Origin of the sequence: Paenibacillus sp. FSL H3-0286, assembly GCF_045040705.1 — a bacterium.
In the GTDB taxonomy this organism is placed as follows: domain Bacteria; phylum Bacillota; class Bacilli; order Paenibacillales; family Paenibacillaceae; genus Paenibacillus_AQ; species Paenibacillus_AQ odorifer.
In genome coordinates, this window is sequence record NZ_CP150285.1 from 2435494 (window position 1) to 2457813 (window position 22320).

Here is a 22320-nt window from a genome sequence, read left to right on the forward strand (position 1 = left end):
TATTAAACAATGTATTGTATTCTGTTGAAAAATCAACAAACCCGATCAAACTAACGATTGAACCCTACCGGAGATGTGATAATCTAATTTTATCGAACAGTTGATCAAAATTCAACAAATGTCTAAAAAGGGATAGAGGAGTTAAATATGAGAGTTTTAGTTTTTGGAGCGGGAGTATTAGGCAGCTATCTTGCACATGTTCTAGTGCGTGGGGGAAATGATGTCACCATGCTTGCCAGAGGAAAGCGAGCAGAGCAATTGACGAAAGACGGACTTGTGCTTCGCCATTATTTTCAAATTAAAAACACTGTGGATACAGTAAAGGTCATCTCTACGCTTCGATCCGATGATCTCTATGATCTTATTTTTGTTGTTATGAAATATAATGATTTTCCATCTGTGCTACCTATTCTAGCTGAGAATCAGAGTCAGAATATAATTCTTGTGGGGAACAATGGCGATGCTCTTGGCATGCAAAAGGCTCTCCAGGAAATGAGCAATGTGAGGAAAAATATACTCTTCGGATTTCAGCTTAGTGCAGGAATTCGGGAAACGAGCGGTCGTGTTATCAAAATACACGCAGGAGGGCAAATGGTACTTGGCAGTTTAGACGGTGAGATCTCAATAAAACACTTACTGGAAAAAGCGTTTGAGAACGCTAAGTATAAGCTAACTTATCATGAGGATATGGATGCTTGGCTCAAAAGTCATATCGTGCCTATAGTGGCTTTGAACTCCCTTAGTTATCTGCATGACGGGGATTTGAAAAAGGTATCCAAAGATAAGAAGCTATTAAAACAAGCCATTTCAGTAATGGATGAGGGGTTTCAAATCATGGAGCAATTAGGTTATACTGTCACTCCAGCAGGGCAAGTTAACTTTGTTCGAAAGCACAAGCAGGCTGTATATTATGGTCTGACAATAATTCATAAATTACCGTTTATGAAATTAGTGGACGGTTCTTTCAACGAAATAGCAGCTTTGTTTGATTCATTTGATATTTTGAAGCAACAAGCAAACATCGCAACGCCCAATTGGGATCAACTTAAAAAACAAGCGTTTTCGAAGTTTAATGCAAATGTATAACAATCTTGTTCAGGAGGTATACAATCGATGGCTATATATTTTATAAGGCATGGAATAGATGAAGAAGGCTTTCGTGGGGGTTGGAGTCAACGTGGACTTGTAGTAGAGGGATATAGACAAGCCGAACGTCTTGGATATTATCTTAAGGAAAATCAATCTAGCTTTAATATAACCCGTATTCTTTGTAGTGATTTGCAACGTGCGTTAGATACAGCAAATGAGATCGCCAGAGAGCTTAATTTGCCTGTTGAAAGCAGCCAGTATTGGAGAGAAACGAACAATGGTGTAATCGCTGGAATGCCCCATGAAATCGCAAATGAACGATACCCGGGTCTTTATTTCTCGGCTTTAAGAATGGATGAGAGATTTCCAGGAGGAGAAAGTCCCCAGGAATTTTTTACGCGAATAAGTTCAAGTTTCTCAAAACTATGTAATGAACTGGAGAGTACTGATCCAAATGAAAATGTAATTATGGTCACTCATGGTGGCGTAATTAATGTTATATACCATATTTTAAAAGGGCTAACGTGGACGAATAAGAATGCTCATTTCCCGACTTCATATACTAGTATTCATAAAATAGAGTATCAAGCAGATAAGTGGGCAGTTACAGCAGAAAATCTTACGGAACATATATCAAGGGATCAGGCTACTGGTATGGCCAATTGATTGGGAGGTACAAATATGGGTTTATTGAATGCGCTGATTGAGCAAGCCAAGAATCCTAGAGGGTTCGTAGGAAATATCATGATCAAAATCATGAATCAGGCACATACCAGCATCACCGTTCAACGATGGATTTTTGGGACGATCACAGCGACTCAGACGCATTATTTCTGGCCGGACCTCGAACAAGATATAAGTGAAGCATTTAGGGTGCTGATAGCAGGCGGTACATTTGTTATTATTTCTGAGATCTATAAAATCAATTATCATATGAAGCAATTCACTAAGAACGAAGAGATGGAGCAGTTATTACGGAAATCGGGCTTTCAGACGGTAAATATTCACGAGAATAACAAATGGAGATGTTATGTCGGAAAGAAATAAAGCGGCCGCACCGCCCCAAAAAAGGACGACACAGCCGCTTCGTTTCACCAGCTAATTAAGCCGGGAAGGTTTTAAACAAACAACGAACGGGAAATGATGACCAGCAAGATGAAAAGTACCAAAATCGCTCCGGTCGAAGTGAAAGCTCCTCCTTGAAATTCACCCATGATTTATTCCTCCTCAACTTATGTCTTCTTCTCAATTGCTGTGACTGGTGTCGCAGCTTTCTGAGATAATGACATCATATGCCGAAGAGGGCCTGTTGCACTGGTCTATGGCCTATTGCTCGTCAATATGGGCTTTTAGGATACGTAATCCTTTAGGAAGATGATTTTTAAGCTGGCCTAAACTCGCCTTGCCCCAACTAATCGGCAAACCATCTAAAGTTACAAGTGTCCATCCATGTAATTCGCTGGGGACAGGCAGGCTTTCACCGCGGAGCCAAGCATGTATTTCCGGGCCCTCACTGCTGAGATCAAAGCTTCGTGATGCTTGTAGGGGCTGAAGTGCCATAGCTAATGCATGAGCAGGTTCAATCCGATTTTTCTTCAAATGGGCAATATGTAGTCCAGCTCGTGGAATACGCAGTCCGTCCAGCAGCCCGGTATGGAGGTTGCCATTAAAGGATTCTGGCAGCAAATAAAGAGATTCGCCGAAGAGCAGGGGTACACCTTGGCATGAAAGACCAGGCAGTTCTACCGCAGCCCAGTCTTGAAAAAGCTGGTAGGCATCACGTACAGAAGAATTAGTTTTTGGGTTGTTTTTGCTTCGGCGTTTTTTGGCGTTGCGGTTGGCATCGTCATTTACGGATACAGTGTCAATTTGCTTACGCAGGAGTGCAACAAAGTGACCTTCGCCCTTTTCTAAATGCGGCCAAAGGCGTTTGCAGGTGAGTAGTTCCATATCGGGGTAACTAGCCGTCAATCGAGCAATGGTTTCTTCATTCTCTTGACGGTTAAAGGTGCAGGTAGAGTAAGCTAAAGTACCCCCTGGTTTAAGCATAATGTAGGCGTCTTGCAGGATATCCCATTGTCTCGCTGCGCACATAACTACATGAGCAGGAGACCATTCTTGAATGGCTTTTGGATCTTTTCGGAACATGCCTTCTCCAGAACAAGGAGCATCCAGCATAATTCGGTCAAAAGCTTGCGGGAAACGCGCAGATAGCTGTTCTGGTGTTGCACAGGTTACGAGGGTATTCTTAATGCCCAGACGTTCAACGTTCTCTGCTAGAATTTTTGCGCGTTCCGGATGGATTTCATTAGAGATTAAGAGGCCTTGTCCCTGCATTAAACCAGCGATATGCGTAGTTTTACCTCCAGGGGCTGCTGCAAGATCGAGGACGGTTTCACCGGGTTCAGGTGCCAGCAGTTCAGCTGCGGACATTGCGGAAGGCTCCTGAATATAATATAGTCCAGCTGCATGGTAAGGATGTCTGCCTGGTCGAGCGGGCTCATCATAATAAAACCCGCCCTGGCACCATGGGATAGGCTTCAAAATAAATTGTGAGACTGTACGGTCCACCGCAACTTGGCCTATGGCTGAGGTGCTTTTTAGCGGATTAAAGCGCAGTCCTTGAGTTCGTGGCGCTGAATAACTTTCTAGAAAAGCATCTGCCTCTTGCCCCAGCATTTCTTTAATAGATGCGGTGTAAGAGGCAGGCAGCTGTTCTTCCTTCATAGATCATTCTCCTTTTTCTTAGTTGCTGTTTCATGTTTATACCGATAAAATCAAGGTATGGGGAACGTAATCGTACCTGAAATTCTACATATATTCAACTATATCATAATTGCCAAGTCTTACAGTACACAGGGCAATTGTAAAGGGGATGTACCATATGAATTTGCTGCAAGCGCTCTTCTTCCCGCCGGAGCAACCCGGTGGTGTATCATCTATGATCCCTTATCTTCAGGAAAGATTCCGTTCAAGCCGTTGGGAGATGGATTTGTTTTGGCTGCCTAAGCGGATTCGCAATAAGGGGCATGAAGAAGTAATATTCGAGACGTTTGATTGGACGCAGTATGGAGAAAGTCCGATCGTTCAAAAATATATTCAGACCTATCGTGATTATTTATGGTGGACAAAACTGCGGATGAGTAAGCCTTATGATCTTATTCATTCTCATCATCCGATTGCTGGCTTAGCGATGAAAAAAGTGTTCCCTGATACTCCGTTAATTCATACCCTGCATTCCAGTTACGAGCGGGAATTGATTCTAAATGGAGCGATTTCCGAGGATGGCTTGGAGCATCGTTTTCTAGTCTCACTTTATCGTGAACTTGAGCATGTTAGTGATCGATTAATGACGGTGTCGCGATCTTTTGCAGAGTATGTGGCCCCTTATATTATTGATCCTTCTAATATAGGTGTTATACCGAATGGTTTTGATGAAAAAAGATTTAAGCCTGTTCCGCATGATAACGCTATTCCGCAGCTAGTGACCGTGACACGTCTGGTTCCGGCTAAAGGAATAGATATATTACTCAACGCTTGCGCGGAGCTTAAAAATCGCGGCCATGAGTATGTACTGCATATTATTGGCGACGGTCCTTCACGTGCGGATCTGGAAAAGATGGCCCAGCATTTAGGGATCTATAATGAAACGATCTTTTACGGATATACGCTGCACCCTGAAGAATTCATGCCATTCTTTGATATTTTCGTATTGCCCTCTCGGGCGGAGGCGTTCGGTTCAGTGTTTGCGGAAGCGGCACTTAGCTGCCTGGCTCTAGTGGGGACAAATGTGGGCGGAATACCGGAGCAGATTGAAGATGGTGTGAATGGTTTATTGGTCAGTCCTGACGATGAGATTGCTCTTGCTGATGCATTAGAGAAGGTGATATCTGATCCGGCTTATCGTTATGAGCTTTCGCGCTCCGCATGGGATAAAGCCAAAAGCCTATATTCGTTGACACGAGTTGCTAATGAACTTAAAAAAACCTATTTACAGTATCCTTCAGGAACGAAAGGGTGAGCACCTATGATTCCATTTCGCTTTCTGCATACTGCTGATTTACATCTGGATAGCCGTTTTGCCGGGCTGGCGCATATTTCGCCAGCCATTCGTGCTTATTTACGTGAGTCTACCTTTGCCGCCCTCGGGCGGCTTGTCCGCGTTGCGATCCAAGAGAATGTTGATTTTATTGTCATTAGTGGAGATGTGTATGATGTTTCAGATGCATCATTACAGGGACAGCTGCGATTTCAGGAAGCGCTCAAAGAACTCGGTGAGCACGGGATTCACGTGTTCCTGATTCATGGCAACCACGATCCGCTTGACGGACTGCGTCTGACAACGGAAATGCCAAAGCATGTTACCGTATTTGGCGGAGAGAAGCCAGATCACGCTACAGCTTGCCGCCGTATAGATGGCCAAGAAGTTGCCATCGTTAGTGGAATCTCTTACCCAACGGCGAAAGTGACGAACAACACAGCAGTAACCTTTTCTCGTAAACCTGGCAGCAGCCTGTTTCATATTGCGATGCTGCATGGCAATGTAGACGGTGATTTGCTGCATGAGACCTATTCTCCTTGCAGTCGCAGGGACCTTATCGAACGGGGGTTTGATTATTGGGCGCTTGGACATATTCATAAACGTAGTGTACTGCATGAGAAGCCTGTGATTGTATATCCAGGCAATATACAAGGGCGCAGCATTAAGGAAACCGGAGCTAAAGGTTGTTATATTGTGGATGTAGATGAGGCTGGAAGATCCACTCTGCAATTTCATGAACTGGATTTCGTTCGCTGGCAGGTTAGAGACTTATCTATAGAAGGATTAAGCAATGAAGCAGAATGGATACAGAAAGTGGAGCAGGTTATTGAAGACATCCGCGCGGAGCTCCCGGAGCTCATGTCGGTGGTCAGATTTCGTCTGATTGGGCGAGGGGACGTACATAAAGTATTGGCTGAAAAAGGGGCAGCAGAGGATTTGCTGTCTGAACTCCAGCGCCGTGAGGCGATTAGGGCTGAGCGTAAAGATTACAAAGGGCTTGTCTGGACGGAAGGGTTCGCTATAGAGTCCGGTTTAGCTATTGATCGCCAACGCTTATTGGAAGAGGATAGTTTTCTTGGAGAAATGCTGCGCATTGCAGAGCATACGGAACATTCCCCGGAAGCGCTCGAAGAACTATTAAATAGTGCGCTTAAACCGCTATTGGAGAATCAGGAGCTGCGAAAGCTGTTGTCTATGACTAGTCAAGAAGAGAAATTGAGCTGGCTACGTGGTGCAGCAGAGCAGGGAATCACGATGCTTGGCGGGATGGATGATACTGTTGAAGCGGCGGAAAGTCTTTCGTATCAACAAGCCGGAGGGCAAAACGATGAGAATTGAACATTTGCATATCAATGGCTTTGGGCGTCTTCACAATCGAGAGATTCATTTAACGCAGGGAGTGACCGTACTTTATGGGCGTAATGAAGCAGGAAAAAGTACGACACTGCAATTCATACGCTCTATGCTGTTTGGAATTCCAAGCCGTGGAAATCCCTTGGAAAGGTATGAACCTTTGCAAGGCGGATTGCATGGGGGAACCTTGAAGATACGTGACAGTAATGATGGTTTGTGGACCATTCGCCGTTTTGCTTCAGGTGCTGAGGGATCAGGAAGAAATGAAAAGCTGAACATTACAGTAAATCATCCAAATGAAATGACTCAAGAGCTGGGACAAGCTGAAATGGAACGACATTTACTTGGGGGGATCTCTAGGAGTATGTTCCAGCAATTGTTCGCAGTTTCACTGGACGAGCTGCAGGAGCTTGCTGCCCTTCAATCTGAGGAGATGAGCAGCTTTCTTTTTCATGCAGGTATGGGCGGTGGCGGTGCAATCATGCGTGCGGAACGCCGTTTGGTGCAGGAAGCTGAGAAGCTGTACAAACCTCGTGGCAAGCTGCAAGAAGCAGCAAAAGTTGTGCAAGCCATTGAAAAGCTTGAGCGACAAATGGTTGAGAGCCGTTCTTATCTTCCGCGATATAACGATAATATAGTGGCATTGAGGGTAACGGAGTCGGAGCTAGATGAATTGGAGCAACAGCGCAAGCTCACTGGAGAGCAGCTAGTGATGTTTCGAAAAGCACAGGAAGTCCGTGAGCTGTGGTTAAAATGGAGCGAGGCTCAGCTAGAGCTGCAAGGATTGCCATTGATTTCAGCCTTTCCTGAAGAAGGAGCAACTCGCTTTCAGGCGTTTGAAGGAGAAATTCGGAATGCACAGGGATCAGTAGTACGTTATGAACGTCTTCTAAGCGAGCTTACTATTGAACTGGCAAAGAACCCTCCAGATGAAGTATTAGCAGCACAGGGGCCTGTTTTAGAGCGGCTGGACCGGCATCGGAGCAGTTACGAGAACCGTAGAACGGAAAGACAGCGGCTTGAGGGAGAATTAACGGCGCTGAATGAGCATTTGCGGCGAATTCTGCGCGGCATTGATGTGAGCTGGGGCCCTGCAGAGCTGACTTCATTCTCTGGGACAGCGGCGGATCGTGAAGCTGCACGGAAGTTTGCGGCGGCGTTCGCTAGTTATGACCGCCGCATGGAGGCGGAGGGTGCAACGCGGCAGTCGTTGCGCTCCCGTTTGGCCGCTGCCTCAGCGTCGCTCCAAGCAGCAGAACGGGCGCTGGCGCGTGAGCACGCTACCGGCGCGGAAGCTTTTGCGCAGCTGGCTCCGCGCAGCGCCCGTGAAGTGCTGCAGCTGTGGGACGAGCTGCAGCAGGCGGCCGAACGCTGGCGCGAAGCGCAGCTCAGCGAAGGGCCAGCGCGCGGCGCCGGAAGTGACGGCCTTGGCGCGAAGCGCATGGCCGCGCTCTACCGGCGCCTGCTGTGGGCTGGGGCAGCACTAACCGTGCTGCTGCCCGCAGCGCTGTGGCTGACCGGTGCTCCGCCGGCCAGCGCCGTGCTTGCGATCGGCCTGCTGGGCGCGGCCGATCTGGCCCTTTGGGCCGGCTTGCGCGGAGCGCGCCGGCCGGAAGCGTCCCCGCCAGAGCATGGCGGGGACGTCAGCGCAGCCGCAGCCGAGATGCTGCGGCTGCGGGGCAGCTGCTCTCCGGGGCGGAGCCGGAGAGCGTTGTGCCGGGGCGGCGGACGGCCGCCCCGGGGTCCAGCCCTGACGCAGGCGGGCTGGAGGCCTCCATGAGGGAGCTTCGCAGGCTCATGGAGGCTTGGTCAGCTTGGCGGCAGCGCATCGAACGCTATGCCGCCGAGCGTGATGCCTGCCACACGGAGCTGGAGACGCTGGCAGGCCAAGAGAAGCTGCTCGCTGAAGAAATGCACCGGGCGGAGGCGGCATTCACGGAAACTGCTGAGCAATATGAAGAATGGCTTCGCCAACGCAGGTTGCCTGAAGGATTATCTCCTGAAGGGCTGCCGGATATTTTTGCTATGGTTGAACAAGGGAATGAGCTGCTGCGCCAAGAGAATAAACTCTCCTTACGATTGAAGGAGCTGGAAGCAGAATGTAACGTGTTTGAGGAGGAGCTGCTCGCTCTTATTTATGAGTCGGGTGCTGATCTTGGCGACGAGTCTGGTGTAGCGGCAGCTGGCTTTGAAATAGATCCGCAAGAGGGGAAACGAGTATCTGCATTAACCTTACTAAGCTGGCTGGAACTGCGAAAAAGAGCATGGGATGATCTGAAAAAGGACTTGATTCGCCGGGAAACTATGCAGTCAAGATTGCAGGATGTGGATGAAGAACTCAAGGAGAGCCACAGGATATTAGGTGAGCTGAGAGAACAGCGTGAGCTTCTGATACAGGAAGGCGGGGCGACTGGTGGAGAGGATTTCTTACGCAGGTCAGCAGCTGTGCAGCGGCGCAGTGATCTGAATAAATTGATTCGCCAGTGGGAGCTTGCTATGTTCGGTGGTTGGGAGGAGGAGCGGGTTGCTGCTCTGCTGGAATTATTAAATCATCATGATGTGGAAGCATTGCAGCTGAAGCGGTCATTGGCTGAAGAATTGATGGAACGGCAGGAAGAGGGTTGGAACACCCTGCTGGAGCAACGAGGCAAGCTGCTTCAGGAAAGGGAGTATTTGAAGGAGCGCTGCGTGGAGGATTCCGTTATTCAGCAACTGGAAGAGCAGAGAGCAGCCTTGCGGATCGTGGCTGATAAATATGCAGTGGCAGCGATAACTGCCGAACTAATCGGGCGAACTCGCCGTGTGTATGAGCAGGAGAAGCAGCCACAGGTATTACTGCTTGCCTCAGATTATTTCTCCAAGCTGACGGAAGGGGAATACAAAAGGGTTGTTATGACACTAGGGCATAAAGAGCTGAAAGCTGAACACAAGGACGGGGGACTGCTGGACAGTGGACTGCTCAGCCGAGGGACGGCAGAACAGCTGTATCTTGCCATCCGGCTGGCATTGGCAGAGACCATGTCACGGCAAGTATCGCTGCCGCTGTTATTCGATGATCTCTTCGTTAACTTTGATGAGTCTCGTCTTCATGCTGCACTTGGACTTCTTGGAGAACTGTCGATCTCCCGCCAGATTGTGATGATGACCTGTCACAAGCATGTGGCGGAAGCGGCAGCACGTATGATTCCTACAGCAGCGGTTATTTCCGTGTAGTTCGGGTGATTGGTTTTACGGATACGATACTGTTCCCCTTCTCCTTTGAGTTCGATGAAGTATTACTACCTGGTGGAGAGGACCATGGTGTTCGTAGCAGTTTGACAGCCCAGACCAGTGATAAACCTCCGAAGATTGGGTAGAACACGGAGAGCAGTGAACTAAAGCCGAACTGGCTCAGTAAATAGCAGACCAACATCAGAAGTGGTGTAATCAATGCGGTTGATAGGGGAAGCCGTTGCTTAAGCTGTACAGCTACTCCATAAATATCGGCGACAAAAGTGCTGAAGATCTCCAAAAAGATCAGCAGCAGATATATAGTTTGCACTACAGTACCCAACCGGACGGCGATGCTGCCCATCGGAATTTCAAACTTGAGAATCCCTGGCATCTGTGAGCTCATTGCGAAATGTGCGGCAATCAACATAAAACCAATCCCGGTACCCCCAATAATACCGCCCCATACAAGGGATTTTTCTTCCTCTGTGTGACGAGCCATAGGGACTAAAACAGCTTGTGCCATCCCTAAATTAAAGGCGGTGTAGAGCAGCGGTGACATCCATGCCCCAAAGAGAGAGCGATCGTTATCAAGGAACAGGAACCGTCCAGCTCCCGGAATTTGAAAAGTATTAAAAATAATGATAAGTGACAGAGTAAGCATTAAAGGAACTACAATACTGTTCATTTGCAGAATACCGGAAATTCCTCGTTTTAGCAGAAAGTATGAACCAAGCAATGTGATAATTAGTCCAGTCTGATAATGAAGTCCGAGATGCTCCTGAAAAATAGCGCCGGCCCCTGCAAGCATAATACTGTTTACTCCGATCAGGACGACCATCATGAACAAACTGATGGTGCTTCCGACCTGTTCCCCGAAGAGGTGACGGTTAAAGTCCTCATAGGATTCCGCTTCTATTCGCCGAGCAATGACCATCATTTTTGTACCCAGCCATATGAACAATATAGTTGAGAGCAGGATGGTCAGGACTGCCCAGTGCCCGTAACGTGTGAAGAATTTTAATATTTCCTGCCCGGTGGCGAATCCGGCTCCTACAATGGTGCCAATATAAGTGAAAGCGATCTGTAATGTTCGGACATGTGATTTCATGGCTCCCCTCCTAATAGTTTTACGAAGCTAAAGAAAAATCATAATGAGTGCTATGCAGGATAACCTTGTGTACTCTGTATAGTACAGGTTATGATGAGGATCAGTAGGACATGACTTCCGTCGTAATTGCTTTATGATCAGTGATTAATTTGTACGGAATGTCTGCGATTATAAAGGGTATTGGAGGTTCAAAGTCATGGAAGTGTTGAAACAGCGGATTTTGGAAGAAGGTGTCGTCGTTTCGGATGAGGTGCTGAAGCTGGATGCACTGCTAAATCATCAGGTTGATCCACAGCTTACGATGGAAATGGGACGGGAGTTTGCCGGGAGGTTTGCGGACTCAGGAATTACACGTATTGTGACCGTAGAATCCTCGGGCATTGCCGTGGCATTTGCCACCGCGTATGAATTAAAGGTGCCGCTAGTTTTTGCACGCCGCAAAAAAACACTGTTAGCTGATCCGGATGCGCTTTGCGAAAGAGTTCCGTCTTTTACAAAAGGTATCGTTACAGATATTATGCTGTCTCGCCAGTTCATCTCTCCAGAGGATAAAATCCTCTTTATTGATGATATTATTGCCAATGGTGATGCAGCGCGTGGCTTGATTAAGATCATTCAACGTTCTGGCGCTGAGCTAGTTGGTCTTGGTGTTGTAGTAGAAAAAAGCTTTCAGGCAGGGGCTCGGACGATCAGAGAGCAAGGCATTCGTCTGGAGTCACTCGTAAGAATCACCTCTCTAAATGGAGGCACCATCGAATTTGGGGAATAACCTAATTGGCAATAAGAACAGGCCTATTTTTTAAACAACTGCTTTTCACCCTATGGATTTTCCTTTATAATAAAAATTAGACATAGGGAGGAGGCGTCACAATGGGGAAAGAACCGGTGACTGAACAATTTTTTATTGATAAATTAACCGAGGCCAAGGATCATTTCGAGCGTGCGCTGGATTGCAAACACACGGAATTCGACGATCTGTATCCCTATATGATTGAACATCCTCAGTTTTTTTGGTACAAACGCTATGTAGCCTGGTCAGAGCTTCTGACAATCAAAGGTTTGTGCGAAGAGTTATCCTTCCCGTGGAGGGAGAAATTCACAACTAACCAAGTGGAGTATCTGGAGCAACGTGTGATGTCCGCTAAAGTTCTTGACTTCTGGTTTGAGAAGAATGAAGCGCTGATATAAGAATGCTTTAGTAGACATGCAAGTCGTTAATTGCCTACATGAGACCCAGATGATTTATCATTTGGGTCTTTTTTCTGAGACTAAATAGGACAAGCTATGACAGGAGGGATTAATGATGATTAGCGATGAGCAATTGGATGCCTACCGGATTTCCGGTGAGAAAATTCGTGTAGTGCGTGATGGCTTGGAAAGTAACGATGTAAAAGGGATAGTTCTTGCTTGGGATGATTCTCAGGTGATGATACGTCGTCAGAATAGACGAGTAGTGAAGCTGGATCGCAATTATATATTCCAGCCATTTAGTGAACCAAGACAAGATCCGGATAATATATAATCTTCACAGTAATAATTTCCGCAGTAATAATCTTCATAATACAAAACAGCTCTCGCCCTACTGGGCGGGAGCTGTTTCTGTAATATCATTTGGGATTATATAGTTAGAGCTAGTTCAGACGCATTCTCTTCTCTGGAGAGTATGGAGAGTTCTGTGGACAGTCCAAGATACGCGCGCATGCGCAGCATCATTTCTCTACGGAAGCCTGGCCATAATATATTCATCTCTCCTTGAAATCCTCTGCAGGAATATAAGGCTTCGACTCCTCGCTGATCTTGGCGAACGGTAGTAATCTTCAAATCATGGGAGCTCAGCTCGCGCGTAACCTCTTGAAGCATTAGTGACGTCTTCTTTGTGGCACCAGATACGAGCTCCATATATAGCTGAGGGGTCTTAAACAGGCCGCTTCTACTGATTACACGGCAGTCACGTTCGAACACTTTATGAATAAACGTTAGCAGCAAATAGCTTCTGACCAGGGACAGTTCTTCTTTAGTTACTTCTTCATCAATAATGGATGTGTTTAGCTTTGTAGTCGCCATTATAAATCACCTCATTTATATTATGCGAACTTTTGTTCTCATTATACCTTATATTCGGCAACAAAAGCAATAATTATCCATAAATTAATGAATGATAAGAAAACGGCGAAAATATATTGACGTTGGATTCTCAGCGTGGTATGATCTATCTTGTGACCGCAATAAGCGAGTCATTATAATACGCGGTCATGGCGGAATTGGCAGACGCGCTGGCTTCAGGTGCCAGTGGTAGCAATATCGTGGAGGTTCGAGTCCTCTTGACCGCATAGCTAAAAGGATTATAGAACTGCTCTAGTAGCAGGTTTATAATCCTTTTTTTATGTTTTTCAGCAGACGGTAGTGCGAAAGAGGAAGGTATCCTTAAGAACCATCACCTGAGGCTAACGGACCCAGATGAAGCTATTTGCTCATTTATCGCCTTTTGAGCGTAGTATCGGACCCCAGTGCAGCTATTGCATGGAAAAAGGATCACAATTGGCGTTTTTTATGCCAATAGCGACTGTGGGGTCTGATAGGAATCCAAATGTACTCTAAAGCTGCGAACAAGGTCAGTTAGTCCGATAGAAATCCAAGTTTGCTCTAAAGCCACGAATAAGATTAGCTGGGTCCGATAGAAAACCAAATGTGCTCTAAGCTGTGAATAAGGTCCGCGGAGTCCGATAGCGTCTCTCCACGCGCAGATTGGATAAAAACTAATTTGTATTTTTGCTTCTAAGCTACTCGCCCTGCGGAGTCGTCATCATCACCTGAGGCTAACGGACCCAGATGAAGCTATTTGCTCATTTATCGCCTTTTGAGCGTAGTATCGGACCCCAGCGCAGCTATTACATGGAAAAAGGAACGAATAAGGCATTTTTTATGCCAATAGCGACTGTGTGGTCCGAAAGGAATCTAAATGTGCTCTAAAGCTGCAAATAAGGTCAGTTGGGTCCGATAGAATCCAAATGTGCTTTAAAGCTGCGAATAAGGTCAGCGGGGTCCGATAGAAAACCAAATGTGCTCTAAGCTACGTATAAGGTCAGCGGAGTCCGATAGCGTCTCTCCACGCGCAGATGGATAAAAACTAATTTGTATTTTGCTTCTATGCTACTCGTACCACCGAGTCATCATCACCTGAGGCTAACGGACCCGGATGAAGCTATTTGCTCATTTATCACCTTTTGAGCATAGTATCGGACCCCAGTGCAGCTATTGCATGGAAAAAGGATCACAATTGGCGTTTTTTATACCAATAGCGACTGTAGGGTCCGATAGGAATCTAAATGTGCTCTAAAGCTGCAAATAAGGTCAGCTGGGTCCGATAGAATCCAAATGTGTTCTAAAAACACGAATAAGATCAGCTGGGTCCAATAGAAAACCACATGTGCTCTAAGTTACGAATAAGGTCAGCGGAGTCCGATAGTGTCTTTCCACGCGCAGATTGGGGAAATACTAATTAGTGTTTTGCTTCAACGTTACTCGCCCCGCGGAGTCGTCATCATCACCAGAGGCTAACGGACCCGGATGAAGCTATTTGCTCATTTATCACCTTTTGAGCGTAGTATCGGACCCCAGTGCAGCTATTGCATGGAAAAAGGATCACAATTGGCGTTTTTTATGCCAATAGCGACTGTGGGGTCCGATAGGAATCCAAATGTGCTCTAAAGCCACGAATAAGGTCAGCTGGGTCCGTTAGGAATCCAAATGTGCTCTAAAGCCACGAATAAGATTAGCTGGGTCCGATAGAGCCTTCGCACGCGCTGATTAGCGAAATACTAATCTGTGTTTCGACCCGTCGTTACCTGCAATAGCGAACTGCGTTTGCTTTTAAGCTACTCACCCCGCTGGGTCCGATAGCACCATCGCACGCGCAACTATGCTCGAATCCAATAAAGTTTGTTGTCTAGATCAAAGTCTAAGACACGAAAGAAAACAGGTGCACCCGGCATGGCTTTTGGGACACACCTGTTTTTTTACAGGATAATGAATTACACTGTTGCTCTACGCAGCATCAAAAACGATAAAAGAGCGTACACAACTGTCAAAGGCATGGACCACAAAGCAAGTTCAAATGCGGTATATCCAGCAAACCAGTTGAAGAGGTCTACCCACCACTGATTATAGGTCATTAATAATACACCGAGACTGCACAGGATAAACATAGCCCCTGAGAAAATGAACAAACCGCTTCGGCCAAATCTCCGGAAGATACTGGATATCATTAGCCCCAGAAAAAACATATTAAGAAAGAGCACAAAATACATCCACAGCTGTTCTATGGCATTACCATCATTTAAATAGGGCAAATGAAAATAATGTAGTTCCAAACCCCAGCCACCCGTGAGCTTGCTTTCAATGATTGCGAGCAGGTAGAGGAGAATTGAGTAGGTGGCGCTAGTTATAATAGCCATTAAGGAAGTGCCTATGAAATAATCCGTTCTGCGTTGGCTTAGGCCCAGAGCAAAAGGGAAGGTCTGCACCAAAATGAGTATACCGGTGATTAACATATAAATGAAGATGGAGACGAGACCGCCGGTATAGATTGGTTCTTGGATGAAAGAAGCGACGATGACATTTACCAAGAAGCTGGATAACAAGATTACCCAAGGCATATACAACCATAACCACTTATCTCTGAAATGCATTTTTATCATGCCTGCCGTAGGATTCATTACACGGTCACTTCCTTTCCTAGAGTTTTTTTATTTGTGAGATGAACGATTAATTGCTGTAAAGATACAGGTGAGATCTCTAAGCCTAACTTTTCAGCATGTGCGTGATCTTTCGCGTTGAAACCGATAATGGTGGCCGTAAGCAATCCGCCAAAAGACTCGCGGGAAATGACTTGTTTGCCGGCGATAAAATCTTCGATCTTCGCTGTCGCGCCGATTACCGTAACAGCTTGCCCGCGAAGGGCTTCAGCATCTTCGTTAATAATTAGCTTGCCGTTGTCGATGACGATAACATGCTCTAAAAGCTGACTTACCTCATCGATCAAATGGGTGGACAAAACAACTGTGCGTGGATTTTCAGCATAATCTTCAATTAGGCGATCGTAAAACAGGCTTCTAGCTACAGCATCAAGTCCTAAATAGGGTTCGTCAAAAATGGTAAGCGGGGCACGGCTGGCTAGACCTACTACAATTCCTACAGCCGAGAGCATACCTCGGGATAGCTTTTTTATTCTTCTTTTTAATGGCAGATTGAAATCCTTGATTAAAGAGTGAGCATATTCCCGATCAAAGTTTGGAAAAAATAATTCGGATACCTCCAGTACATCGATGATTCGGTACGTGTCCGGATACCTTTGGCTTTCCTTAATGAAGCAAATCTGCCTGAGAACCCGGTTATTCTCGTACGGATGTTCACCAAATACGTTCAGGACACCACTTGTGGGGAAAAGCTGAGCTGTGATCATATGCATTATTGTGGTTTTTCCTGCACCGTTTCTGCCGAGAAGCCCGTATATCTTGTTTTTCTCCAAAGAAAAACTGAGTTCATGGATGGCAGTGACATTTCCGTATGACTTAGTCAATCCTTTGATTTCAACAACTTCATTCATGACTTGTTGTCTCCCCTCTGAATCATAATTGTTAATTGATCCAACGTAATTCCTAATTTTTCAGCTTCACGGATCATGGTTACTACATACTGTTCATAAAATTGTTCTTTTCTCTTCTCCATCAATACTGCACGCGCTCCAGATGCCACAAACATACCAATTCCTCGTTTTTTGTACAATATCCCTTGATCCACAAGCAAATTCACACCTTTCGCAGCTGTAGCCGGATTGATCTGGTAGAAAACAGCAAACTGATTTGTCGAAGGAACTTGTGATTCCTCCAGCAGTGTTTCTTCGATGATGTCATTTTCTATTCGTTCGGCGATCTGCATAAATATCGGTCGTGTATCATCCATTAAGTTTCCCATGTATTCACCGCCAACTTCATTGGTTAGTTAGTTATGTAATTAACCATATATGCAACGAAGTTAATTGTCAATATTTTTAATTATTTTGGGCTGTATCCACATAAATAAAGGCTGCCCAGAATGCTCTGGATAGCCTTTTATTTGCACAACATATCTGCTATGATTTTGTCCTTGGTAAAAAAGAAGGGGGAGTTCAGCTATGAATGATTATGGTCCGGATCTGTTCAAAGATACTGCAAGCTATTACACCAGATATCGCCCGCTATATCCGTCCTCACTGATTCGATATCTAGTGGACAAATTCTCACTTCACGGAGAGGGCCGGTTGCTGGACTTAGGCTGTGGTACTGGGCAGTTAGCGCTAAGGTTTACGGATTGGTTCGAAGAAATCATTGGCGTAGATACTGAACTAGAGATGCTAGATGAAGCAAAGCTGTTATCACAGTACAACAGGGTTGAGAATGTTAGCTGGCAACAGGGGAGAGCGGAAGAACTATTCAATGACTGGGGTTCCTTTCGTCTCATCATGATGGCTAAGGCGTTTCACTGGATGGACCGAGAATCCATACTTGAAGTTCTCTATCATAGTTTAGATGATAACGGTGGTATTGCTGTAATTGATACTTTTAATGAACAACAAGAACCGTTACCTTGGCAACAAAAGGTAGAGGAAGTAGTGAAACGCTGGTTGGGTGACGAAAGAATAGCCGGAAAAAGTACATATAAACATCCCCAAGAAAGACATGAGGATGTTGTAAAGCGATCCAGTTTTAAAGACGTTAAAAGACAGGTATTACCGAGTTATTCCATCACTTGGACTGTTGATTCGATACTAGGAAATTTGTATTCTACGTCTTATGCTTCTAAGCGATTATTTAGAGATAACTTAGAACGTTTCGAAGATGATATGAAATCAGCTTTATTAGAAATAGAACCTACAGGTGTATTTACAGAGGACCTGTCGGTTTCCGTCATTACTGCCTTTAAAAAAGAAGCGGATTTACGATAAAAACCGCGCATTGATCTCACCGCATCCTGCTGTGTTAGGACTTAGTTTAAGGCGATACGTGTTCTTTTTTAGTATGGATTTTACTTGCTTAGGCGTAAGAGAAGGGTTCTTCTGGAGTAATTGCGCGATCACACCCGAGACGATAGGTGTTGAGACACTGGTACCGGACAGCACAAAGTAATCTTTAGCTATCCGCAAATAAGGAAGCTCGCGATCCAGCTTGGATCGTGGAGCACGAAGGGAGATGATCGTCTCGCCTGGAGCAACGAGATCTGGTTTCTTCCTTCCTCCCGGTGCGGGTCCGCGACTGGAGAACCAAGTAATTCGGTCGTCCGCTTGTGTGAGCGTGCGACGGTCATCCACTGCACCGACAGTAATTGCTGAAGGACTAATCCCTGGAGATTCGATCGTACTGCGTCCCGGGCCGCTGTTTCCAGCAGCTATAACAACGTTAAGTCCGGCTTTAATTGCTTTTTCTACAGCTTGGCAGAGTGGATCATCTGAACAAGGAAGATTCACCTTACCCCCGAACGACATCGAAAGAATACGAAGATTAAGTCTTCTCCGATTCGCAATACACCATTCAATTCCTTTAATGATTGTGGAGTCATATCCATCGCCATTTTTATCTAGTACTTTGACACCTACTATCCCTGCCTCTGGAGCAGGGCTTTTGTATTTTCCTTTACTCATCCATCCGTTGCCTGCTGCATCCCCTGCGATATGAGTTCCATGGCCGTTATCGTCATAGGGCTGTTTTCTATGATTGATAAAATCTTTAAAAGCAACTATACGGTTAACAGGGCGAAACAGGTCAGGGTGCCGATACACCCCTGTATCAAGAATGGCAATGTTGATGCCTTTTCCGGTAAGCCCCTTTTTCTTTTGGGCGGTTGTAGAACCAATGGATGGTGTCGCTATATTAAGGGATGTTTTTTTGACTTGATCCAAATAAATTTTTTCGATTCCATCCCAGCGGCACATCCGGTTCAGGCAGTTCTTTGAAACTTTGGATGATATCGAATTGAGCAGGTGAAGATGATGTCTGATCGGAAGGTCGTGGGATTTTAAATGCTTTTGTAAAGACTGTAGCTGGGCTGTAGTTATTTTTTGTTTGAATTTAATAATAACTGGAATGGTATTCGCTTTATGCCCTGGAAGATAGGAACGTTGAACTCTTTTTCTCAAGGAATGGTGCATTTTCGAATGATATTGCTCTAGCCATTTTTGACCGTTCATTAGTAATGAATCACCTCTTGAAGGTATTATATGCACTGCAGAGCTAGTGGACACGAAACTATGAAACTAGGGTTTAACATATTTTCAGATTTGTAGGTGAAAGAGAGGTCAAACCTTACGATTCTTGCATTTACTAACGTATCCTAAAAAGAAAGTGGTGAAGTAAATGGCAATTATTAAAAAACCAGTTAACAAGAAAGCAGTTATGGCTAGCAAAGTTCTCGCGGCTAAAAAAGCGAAAGCAGCTCCTACAAGAAAGAAACGTAGAATTAGACAGACTCTGGATAGATTTATTGTTGTTGCTATTGGTACAAATGCAACGGGTACACCTAAAGATACTACGGGGTGGACAGCTTCATTGAGAGCTGGAACTACAACGGTTACTGCTGATTTTGACGAATTTGGTGTAGTTAGATTCCCAACAATTAGTACCTTAACATCGGTACCTTATCTTCTCACTTTGAGAGATGAGAGTGGAGCTACTATAAGAAGTTTTAACGTTCCCGCAGACCGCGAATTTTTTGTGGCTAGATTCTAGTTTGGACAAGCCAGGTCAAGTAAACAGCATGCGTCGATTTTATATCGATGCATGCTGTTTTTTTATTTTTCTAACTTTGATTCAAGTGAGTGATTTGTTACAGACAAACAGAATGGGGGGATGCCATACTTTCAGCATCATAATTTTGGGAATATAGTACAAAAATGGACAATATATAAGGCGGGTGAGAGGTTTCGTGAAAGAAAAAGGGAATATATCAGGTATTCAATATTTTTTATTAGGACTGCTTATATTTTTAATGTTAGGAATGGATATGTTCATCATGGGATTAGATCAATGGTTATGGGGGGATTTGTTTAATATAGACGACTTTTTTGTCAGCCCTTGGTACGTACTAGTTGTTCATTGGAGCATAGTTACCCTATTGTGGGCAGTAGGAGCTATGATGTTTCTACTTTGGTTCAGGAAGAGGAAGTTGATTGGACCGGTTATATCTTTGTGTTGGAGCTCTAAGGTCATTCCTTTGTTAATTGTAGCTTTTATATCAAGCTTTTTGTTCGCTGTGTTGGAATTTTGGATTAATGGGGAGAGCATTCCACAGATTTATAGGGAATATGAAAACTTCAAGTTAGAACATGGTTTTATGGGCATATGGGTTGGCTTGGTTCAAAACATATATTACATTGTGGAAGCTGTACTAGTTGTACTATTGGTTGCGCTAATGCAGCGTGCAGGAGAAGTATGGTTTAAGAATCCTTCTCTTCCTTATGGGGGAATAGGTTTAATGCTGACTTGGGGATTAGGTCATTTGACGCATGGTCTGCAAAGCGGCTTGTATATTACTGCTTTTTCTTTGGTATTTGGCTGGCTGTTTGTGAAAGCGGGCAAGCAGTGGTGGCCAAGTTTTCTGTTTATCTGGCTTGTATTTGTTTTATAATAATTAGTTTAACGGGGGGACACCATTGTACAATTCAGAGAAGAGAACAATTACTACGGAAAGATTGATTTTAAGACCTTTTGCATTGTCTGATGCACAGCGTGTCAGTGAGCTCTGCAATAATTATAATGTTTACAAAAGTACATTAACTCTACCTTATCCATACCCTATTGATTGTGCATTATCATGGATTGAAACACATGAAGTTGAGTTCAATAATGATAATACATATGAATTCGCTATTACTGATAAAAATACAAACGAACTGTATGGTGCTATAGGTTTGAGAAATAACCGGACACACAGAAATGGCGAGCTTGGATATTGGATAGGCGAGGAACACTGGGGTAATGGATATGCTACAGAAGCAACAAAAGCGGTCATTAATTTTGCTTTTACAGAAAAACATTATCACAAAGTGTACGCCAGATTCTTTGCTTCAAATCCTGGTTCGGGACGAGTTATGCAAAAATCTGGCATGCTGAAAGAAGGCGTTTTGTTACAGCATATTTATAAAGAGAATGAGTTTGTAGACCTTATTCATTATGGGATATTAAATACGGGAGCTACTAACTAACGCTTGGATTTCATACACCACTATTTGAAGTCACGCCCATAGGGCGTGGCTTTTTTATTAGAAATGCTAGTTGGCTTCAACGGACAATAATGAAATTCCTTCTTATTTAAAATTAAAATAAAATTCTTGACACTTCTCATTGATAACGATTATCATAGGAATCGATGAGTGAAAATGAAAATCATTATCACTACAGGGAACGTATAAATATACATATTTGGAGGGATAGATTTTGAAAAAAATATTAGTACTACTGGTTATTGCAGCGCTTACGGCAATGACTGCATGTTCGTCTACAAATACAGCGGACAATCCAAAAAATGAAGCGGTAACGAATACAACTGCTAATGAATCGAAAGAAGCAAATGCAGCAAAAACAACAGAAGTAGCAAATACAGCGGAAGCTACCGGCAAGGTGTACAGTCTGGAGAATGATGGTGTGGATGAAGCGTTGTTCAACGAAGCGTTAAGCCAATTCCCAGCCAAAGTACCGGAGCGTATTGTAACAACTTCTGTACCGTTAACAGAAATGCTTTATTTGCTCGGCATAACACCGGTAGGTGTACCAACTTCAACCAATCCAATCCCTGCTGATTTCGAAACAATTGATCGTATTGGATCACCTATGGCGCCGGATCTGGAGGTAGTAACAAAACTCGAACCAGACTTGCTGCTGGGAGCGGAATCTCTTCGCAGCACGTTGGACAAATCGCTAGAAGGAATCGACCTACAAAAAGCATATTTGAGAACAGAATCATTTGAGGATCTAAAGCTTAGTCTCAAAGTATTAGGCACTTATTTTAATAAAAAAGATGAAATGAATACTGCTTTAACTAAGATTTTGAACAAAGAAAATGAGCTGAGTCAATTAGCCGAAGGCAAAGAACTGCCAAGCGTGCTGCTAGTAATCGGAACCGCAGATTCCTTTATGGTTATGAGTGAGAAATCTTATTTAGGTAGCTTGGTTAAAAAGCTTGGTGCTGATAACATCGCAACTTCTGTATTGCAAGTTACTGACACTTACTCACCTATCAATATGGAGAACATTGTAGCTGCTGATCCAGACATCATTCTCGTACTCGCTTCAGGCGATCACGGAGCGACTGAGGATAAGTTCAAAAAAGAAATAGAGAAAAATGAAACTTGGACAAAGCTTTCGGCTTATGCAAATAACAAAATCAACATTCTAGATTACAGCGTATTCGGTGTCACTTCGATTATTAACGCGGAGACAGCCTTAACCGAAATTGCAAAATACTTCTATGAATAATTAAAGGAGAC

General features: G+C 44.6%; 23 protein-coding genes and 1 tRNA gene. 16 read left to right on the plus strand and 8 right to left on the minus strand.

What is annotated here, in order from left to right; genetic code table 11:
* Positions 1 to 147: 147 nt before the first annotated feature.
* The 3 genes from MHB37_RS10440 to MHB37_RS10450 are packed head-to-tail and all read left to right on the plus strand — an operon-like array spanning position 148 to position 2136.
* On the plus strand, positions 148 to 1086 hold the full coding sequence (locus MHB37_RS10440) for a ketopantoate reductase family protein (protein WP_405169211.1): 939 nt from the start codon (positions 148 to 150) through the stop codon (positions 1084 to 1086).
* A gap of 27 nt (positions 1087 to 1113) precedes the next feature.
* A complete protein-coding gene (locus MHB37_RS10445) occupies positions 1114 to 1755 on the plus strand; it encodes a histidine phosphatase family protein (RefSeq protein ID WP_340393957.1) in 642 nt (213 codons plus the stop codon).
* Between the two features lie 15 nt (positions 1756 to 1770).
* Positions 1771 to 2136, plus strand: coding sequence for a class I SAM-dependent methyltransferase (locus MHB37_RS10450; RefSeq protein ID WP_405169212.1), 366 nt, complete (start codon positions 1771 to 1773; stop codon positions 2134 to 2136).
* A 71-nt stretch (positions 2137 to 2207) separates the two neighbouring features.
* Here MHB37_RS10450 and MHB37_RS10455 read toward each other — a convergent pair whose 3' ends face one another.
* Positions 2208 to 2303 (minus strand): sporulation protein YjcZ, encoded by a 96-nt coding sequence (locus MHB37_RS10455; protein ID WP_081383126.1) that lies wholly within the window; start codon positions 2301 to 2303, stop codon positions 2208 to 2210.
* Positions 2304 to 2415: 112 nt separating this feature from the next.
* On the minus strand, positions 2416 to 3816 hold the full coding sequence (locus tag MHB37_RS10460) for an RsmB/NOP family class I SAM-dependent RNA methyltransferase (RefSeq protein WP_076305890.1): 1401 nt from the start codon (positions 3814 to 3816) through the stop codon (positions 2416 to 2418).
* 157 nt (positions 3817 to 3973) lie between these two features.
* On the opposite strand from MHB37_RS10460, the gene MHB37_RS10465 reads away from it, so the two are divergent.
* Genes MHB37_RS10465 through MHB37_RS10480 form a run of 4 tightly spaced genes read left to right on the plus strand, consistent with a single transcriptional unit; the run spans position 3974 to position 9697 of the window.
* Positions 3974 to 5110 (plus strand): glycosyltransferase family 4 protein, encoded by a 1137-nt coding sequence (locus tag MHB37_RS10465; RefSeq protein WP_076191391.1) that lies wholly within the window; start codon positions 3974 to 3976, stop codon positions 5108 to 5110.
* A 6-nt stretch (positions 5111 to 5116) separates the two neighbouring features.
* Positions 5117 to 6469 carry a DNA repair exonuclease gene (locus tag MHB37_RS10470; protein ID WP_076191394.1) on the plus strand — a complete coding sequence of 451 codons (1353 nt, stop codon included), beginning with the start codon at positions 5117 to 5119 and terminating at the stop codon, positions 6467 to 6469.
* Positions 6459 to 8264: an AAA family ATPase gene (locus MHB37_RS10475; protein ID WP_405169213.1), complete on the plus strand. Its 1806-nt coding sequence runs from the start codon at positions 6459 to 6461 to the stop codon at positions 8262 to 8264. Before MHB37_RS10470 ends, MHB37_RS10475 begins: the two co-directional genes overlap by 11 nt.
* A 17-nt stretch (positions 8265 to 8281) precedes the next feature.
* The gene (locus MHB37_RS10480; protein WP_405169214.1) at positions 8282 to 9697 is read left to right on the plus strand and encodes an ATP-binding protein; all 1416 of its coding nucleotides are present in this window, start codon (positions 8282 to 8284) and stop codon (positions 9695 to 9697) included.
* Here the strand turns inward: MHB37_RS10480 and MHB37_RS10485 are convergent.
* Positions 9684 to 10805 (minus strand): GerAB/ArcD/ProY family transporter, encoded by a 1122-nt coding sequence (locus MHB37_RS10485; RefSeq protein WP_405169215.1) that lies wholly within the window; start codon positions 10803 to 10805, stop codon positions 9684 to 9686. The two genes, MHB37_RS10480 and MHB37_RS10485, sit on opposite strands and share 14 nt — an antisense overlap.
* Before the next feature lie 196 nt (positions 10806 to 11001).
* Between MHB37_RS10485 and MHB37_RS10490 the strand changes: the two genes are divergently transcribed.
* The 3 genes from MHB37_RS10490 to MHB37_RS10500 all read left to right on the plus strand — a co-directional run bounded on the left by MHB37_RS10490 (position 11002) and on the right by MHB37_RS10500 (position 12327).
* Positions 11002 to 11574: a xanthine phosphoribosyltransferase gene (locus tag MHB37_RS10490; protein WP_038569895.1), complete on the plus strand. Its 573-nt coding sequence runs from the start codon at positions 11002 to 11004 to the stop codon at positions 11572 to 11574.
* A 101-nt stretch (positions 11575 to 11675) separates the two neighbouring features.
* A complete protein-coding gene (locus MHB37_RS10495) occupies positions 11676 to 11993 on the plus strand; it encodes a hypothetical protein (protein ID WP_036689410.1) in 318 nt (105 codons plus the stop codon).
* A 115-nt stretch (positions 11994 to 12108) separates the two neighbouring features.
* Positions 12109 to 12327 carry a hypothetical protein gene (locus tag MHB37_RS10500; RefSeq protein WP_076186635.1) on the plus strand — a complete coding sequence of 73 codons (219 nt, stop codon included), beginning with the start codon at positions 12109 to 12111 and terminating at the stop codon, positions 12325 to 12327.
* A 95-nt stretch (positions 12328 to 12422) separates the two neighbouring features.
* On the opposite strand, the gene MHB37_RS10505 is transcribed toward MHB37_RS10500, so the two are convergent.
* On the minus strand, positions 12423 to 12869 hold the full coding sequence (locus tag MHB37_RS10505) for a hypothetical protein (protein WP_051491615.1): 447 nt from the start codon (positions 12867 to 12869) through the stop codon (positions 12423 to 12425).
* 182 nt (positions 12870 to 13051) lie between these two features.
* Between MHB37_RS10505 and MHB37_RS10510 the strand changes: the two genes are divergently transcribed.
* Positions 13052 to 13135, plus strand: a tRNA-Leu gene (locus MHB37_RS10510).
* Positions 13136 to 14836: 1701 nt separating this feature from the next.
* Here the strand turns inward: MHB37_RS10510 and MHB37_RS10515 are convergent.
* The 3 genes from MHB37_RS10515 to MHB37_RS10525 are packed head-to-tail and all read right to left on the minus strand — an operon-like array spanning position 14837 to position 16778.
* Positions 14837 to 15520, minus strand: coding sequence for a hypothetical protein (locus MHB37_RS10515; RefSeq protein WP_076219465.1), 684 nt, complete (start codon positions 15518 to 15520; stop codon positions 14837 to 14839).
* Positions 15520 to 16410, minus strand: a complete 891-nt coding sequence (locus tag MHB37_RS10520) for an ABC transporter ATP-binding protein (protein ID WP_076301198.1) — start codon at positions 16408 to 16410, stop codon at positions 15520 to 15522. Before MHB37_RS10520 ends, MHB37_RS10515 begins: the two co-directional genes overlap by 1 nt.
* The gene (locus tag MHB37_RS10525) at positions 16407 to 16778 is read right to left on the minus strand and encodes a GntR family transcriptional regulator (protein ID WP_036689422.1); all 372 of its coding nucleotides are present in this window, start codon (positions 16776 to 16778) and stop codon (positions 16407 to 16409) included. Before MHB37_RS10525 ends, MHB37_RS10520 begins: the two co-directional genes overlap by 4 nt.
* A gap of 199 nt (positions 16779 to 16977) precedes the next feature.
* Here MHB37_RS10525 and MHB37_RS10530 point away from each other — a divergent pair, with 199 nt between their 5' ends.
* Positions 16978 to 17787 (plus strand): trans-aconitate 2-methyltransferase, encoded by an 810-nt coding sequence (locus tag MHB37_RS10530; protein WP_076129969.1) that lies wholly within the window; start codon positions 16978 to 16980, stop codon positions 17785 to 17787.
* Here the strand turns inward: MHB37_RS10530 and MHB37_RS10535 are convergent.
* Positions 17779 to 19026: a S8 family peptidase gene (locus MHB37_RS10535; RefSeq protein ID WP_076129970.1), complete on the minus strand. Its 1248-nt coding sequence runs from the start codon at positions 19024 to 19026 to the stop codon at positions 17779 to 17781. The genes MHB37_RS10530 and MHB37_RS10535 overlap by 9 nt on opposite strands.
* Positions 19027 to 19192: 166 nt before the next feature.
* On the opposite strand from MHB37_RS10535, the gene MHB37_RS10540 reads away from it, so the two are divergent.
* The 4 genes from MHB37_RS10540 to MHB37_RS10555 all read left to right on the plus strand — a co-directional run bounded on the left by MHB37_RS10540 (position 19193) and on the right by MHB37_RS10555 (position 22309).
* Positions 19193 to 19564 (plus strand): hypothetical protein, encoded by a 372-nt coding sequence (locus MHB37_RS10540; RefSeq protein ID WP_076129971.1) that lies wholly within the window; start codon positions 19193 to 19195, stop codon positions 19562 to 19564.
* Between the two features lie 196 nt (positions 19565 to 19760).
* Positions 19761 to 20462, plus strand: coding sequence for a hypothetical protein (locus MHB37_RS10545; RefSeq protein WP_405169216.1), 702 nt, complete (start codon positions 19761 to 19763; stop codon positions 20460 to 20462).
* 25 nt (positions 20463 to 20487) lie between these two features.
* Entirely contained in the window at positions 20488 to 21039 is a 552-nt protein-coding gene (locus tag MHB37_RS10550; RefSeq protein WP_405169217.1) for a GNAT family N-acetyltransferase, read from the plus strand.
* A 232-nt stretch (positions 21040 to 21271) separates the two neighbouring features.
* Positions 21272 to 22309 (plus strand): ABC transporter substrate-binding protein, encoded by a 1038-nt coding sequence (locus MHB37_RS10555; RefSeq protein WP_405169218.1) that lies wholly within the window; start codon positions 21272 to 21274, stop codon positions 22307 to 22309.
* Positions 22310 to 22320 lie beyond the last annotated feature (11 nt).

Bases quoted from the DNA above. Each gene is read 5' to 3' on its own strand.
- MHB37_RS10440 (WP_405169211.1), top strand. From the start codon at position 148: ATGAGAGTTTTAGTTTTTGGAGCGGGAGTATTAGGCAGCTATCTTGCA.
- MHB37_RS10445 (WP_340393957.1), top strand. From the start codon at position 1,114: ATGGCTATATATTTTATAAGGCATGGAATAGATGAAGAAGGCTTTCGT.
- MHB37_RS10450 (WP_405169212.1), top strand. From the start codon at position 1,771: ATGGGTTTATTGAATGCGCTGATTGAGCAAGCCAAGAATCCTAGAGGG.
- MHB37_RS10455 (WP_081383126.1), bottom strand. From the start codon at position 2,303: ATGGGTGAATTTCAAGGAGGAGCTTTCACTTCGACCGGAGCGATTTTG.
- MHB37_RS10460 (WP_076305890.1), bottom strand. From the start codon at position 3,816: ATGAAGGAAGAACAGCTGCCTGCCTCTTACACCGCATCTATTAAAGAA.
- MHB37_RS10465 (WP_076191391.1), top strand. From the start codon at position 3,974: ATGAATTTGCTGCAAGCGCTCTTCTTCCCGCCGGAGCAACCCGGTGGT.
- MHB37_RS10470 (WP_076191394.1), top strand. From the start codon at position 5,117: ATGATTCCATTTCGCTTTCTGCATACTGCTGATTTACATCTGGATAGC.
- MHB37_RS10475 (WP_405169213.1), top strand. From the start codon at position 6,459: ATGAGAATTGAACATTTGCATATCAATGGCTTTGGGCGTCTTCACAAT.
- MHB37_RS10480 (WP_405169214.1), top strand. From the start codon at position 8,282: ATGGAGGCTTGGTCAGCTTGGCGGCAGCGCATCGAACGCTATGCCGCC.
- MHB37_RS10485 (WP_405169215.1), bottom strand. From the start codon at position 10,805: ATGAAATCACATGTCCGAACATTACAGATCGCTTTCACTTATATTGGC.
- MHB37_RS10490 (WP_038569895.1), top strand. From the start codon at position 11,002: ATGGAAGTGTTGAAACAGCGGATTTTGGAAGAAGGTGTCGTCGTTTCG.
- MHB37_RS10495 (WP_036689410.1), top strand. From the start codon at position 11,676: ATGGGGAAAGAACCGGTGACTGAACAATTTTTTATTGATAAATTAACC.
- MHB37_RS10500 (WP_076186635.1), top strand. From the start codon at position 12,109: ATGATTAGCGATGAGCAATTGGATGCCTACCGGATTTCCGGTGAGAAA.
- MHB37_RS10505 (WP_051491615.1), bottom strand. From the start codon at position 12,869: ATGGCGACTACAAAGCTAAACACATCCATTATTGATGAAGAAGTAACT.
- MHB37_RS10515 (WP_076219465.1), bottom strand. From the start codon at position 15,520: ATGAATCCTACGGCAGGCATGATAAAAATGCATTTCAGAGATAAGTGG.
- MHB37_RS10520 (WP_076301198.1), bottom strand. From the start codon at position 16,410: ATGAATGAAGTTGTTGAAATCAAAGGATTGACTAAGTCATACGGAAAT.
- MHB37_RS10525 (WP_036689422.1), bottom strand. From the start codon at position 16,778: ATGGGAAACTTAATGGATGATACACGACCGATATTTATGCAGATCGCC.
- MHB37_RS10530 (WP_076129969.1), top strand. From the start codon at position 16,978: ATGAATGATTATGGTCCGGATCTGTTCAAAGATACTGCAAGCTATTAC.
- MHB37_RS10535 (WP_076129970.1), bottom strand. From the start codon at position 19,026: ATGAACGGTCAAAAATGGCTAGAGCAATATCATTCGAAAATGCACCAT.
- MHB37_RS10540 (WP_076129971.1), top strand. From the start codon at position 19,193: ATGGCAATTATTAAAAAACCAGTTAACAAGAAAGCAGTTATGGCTAGC.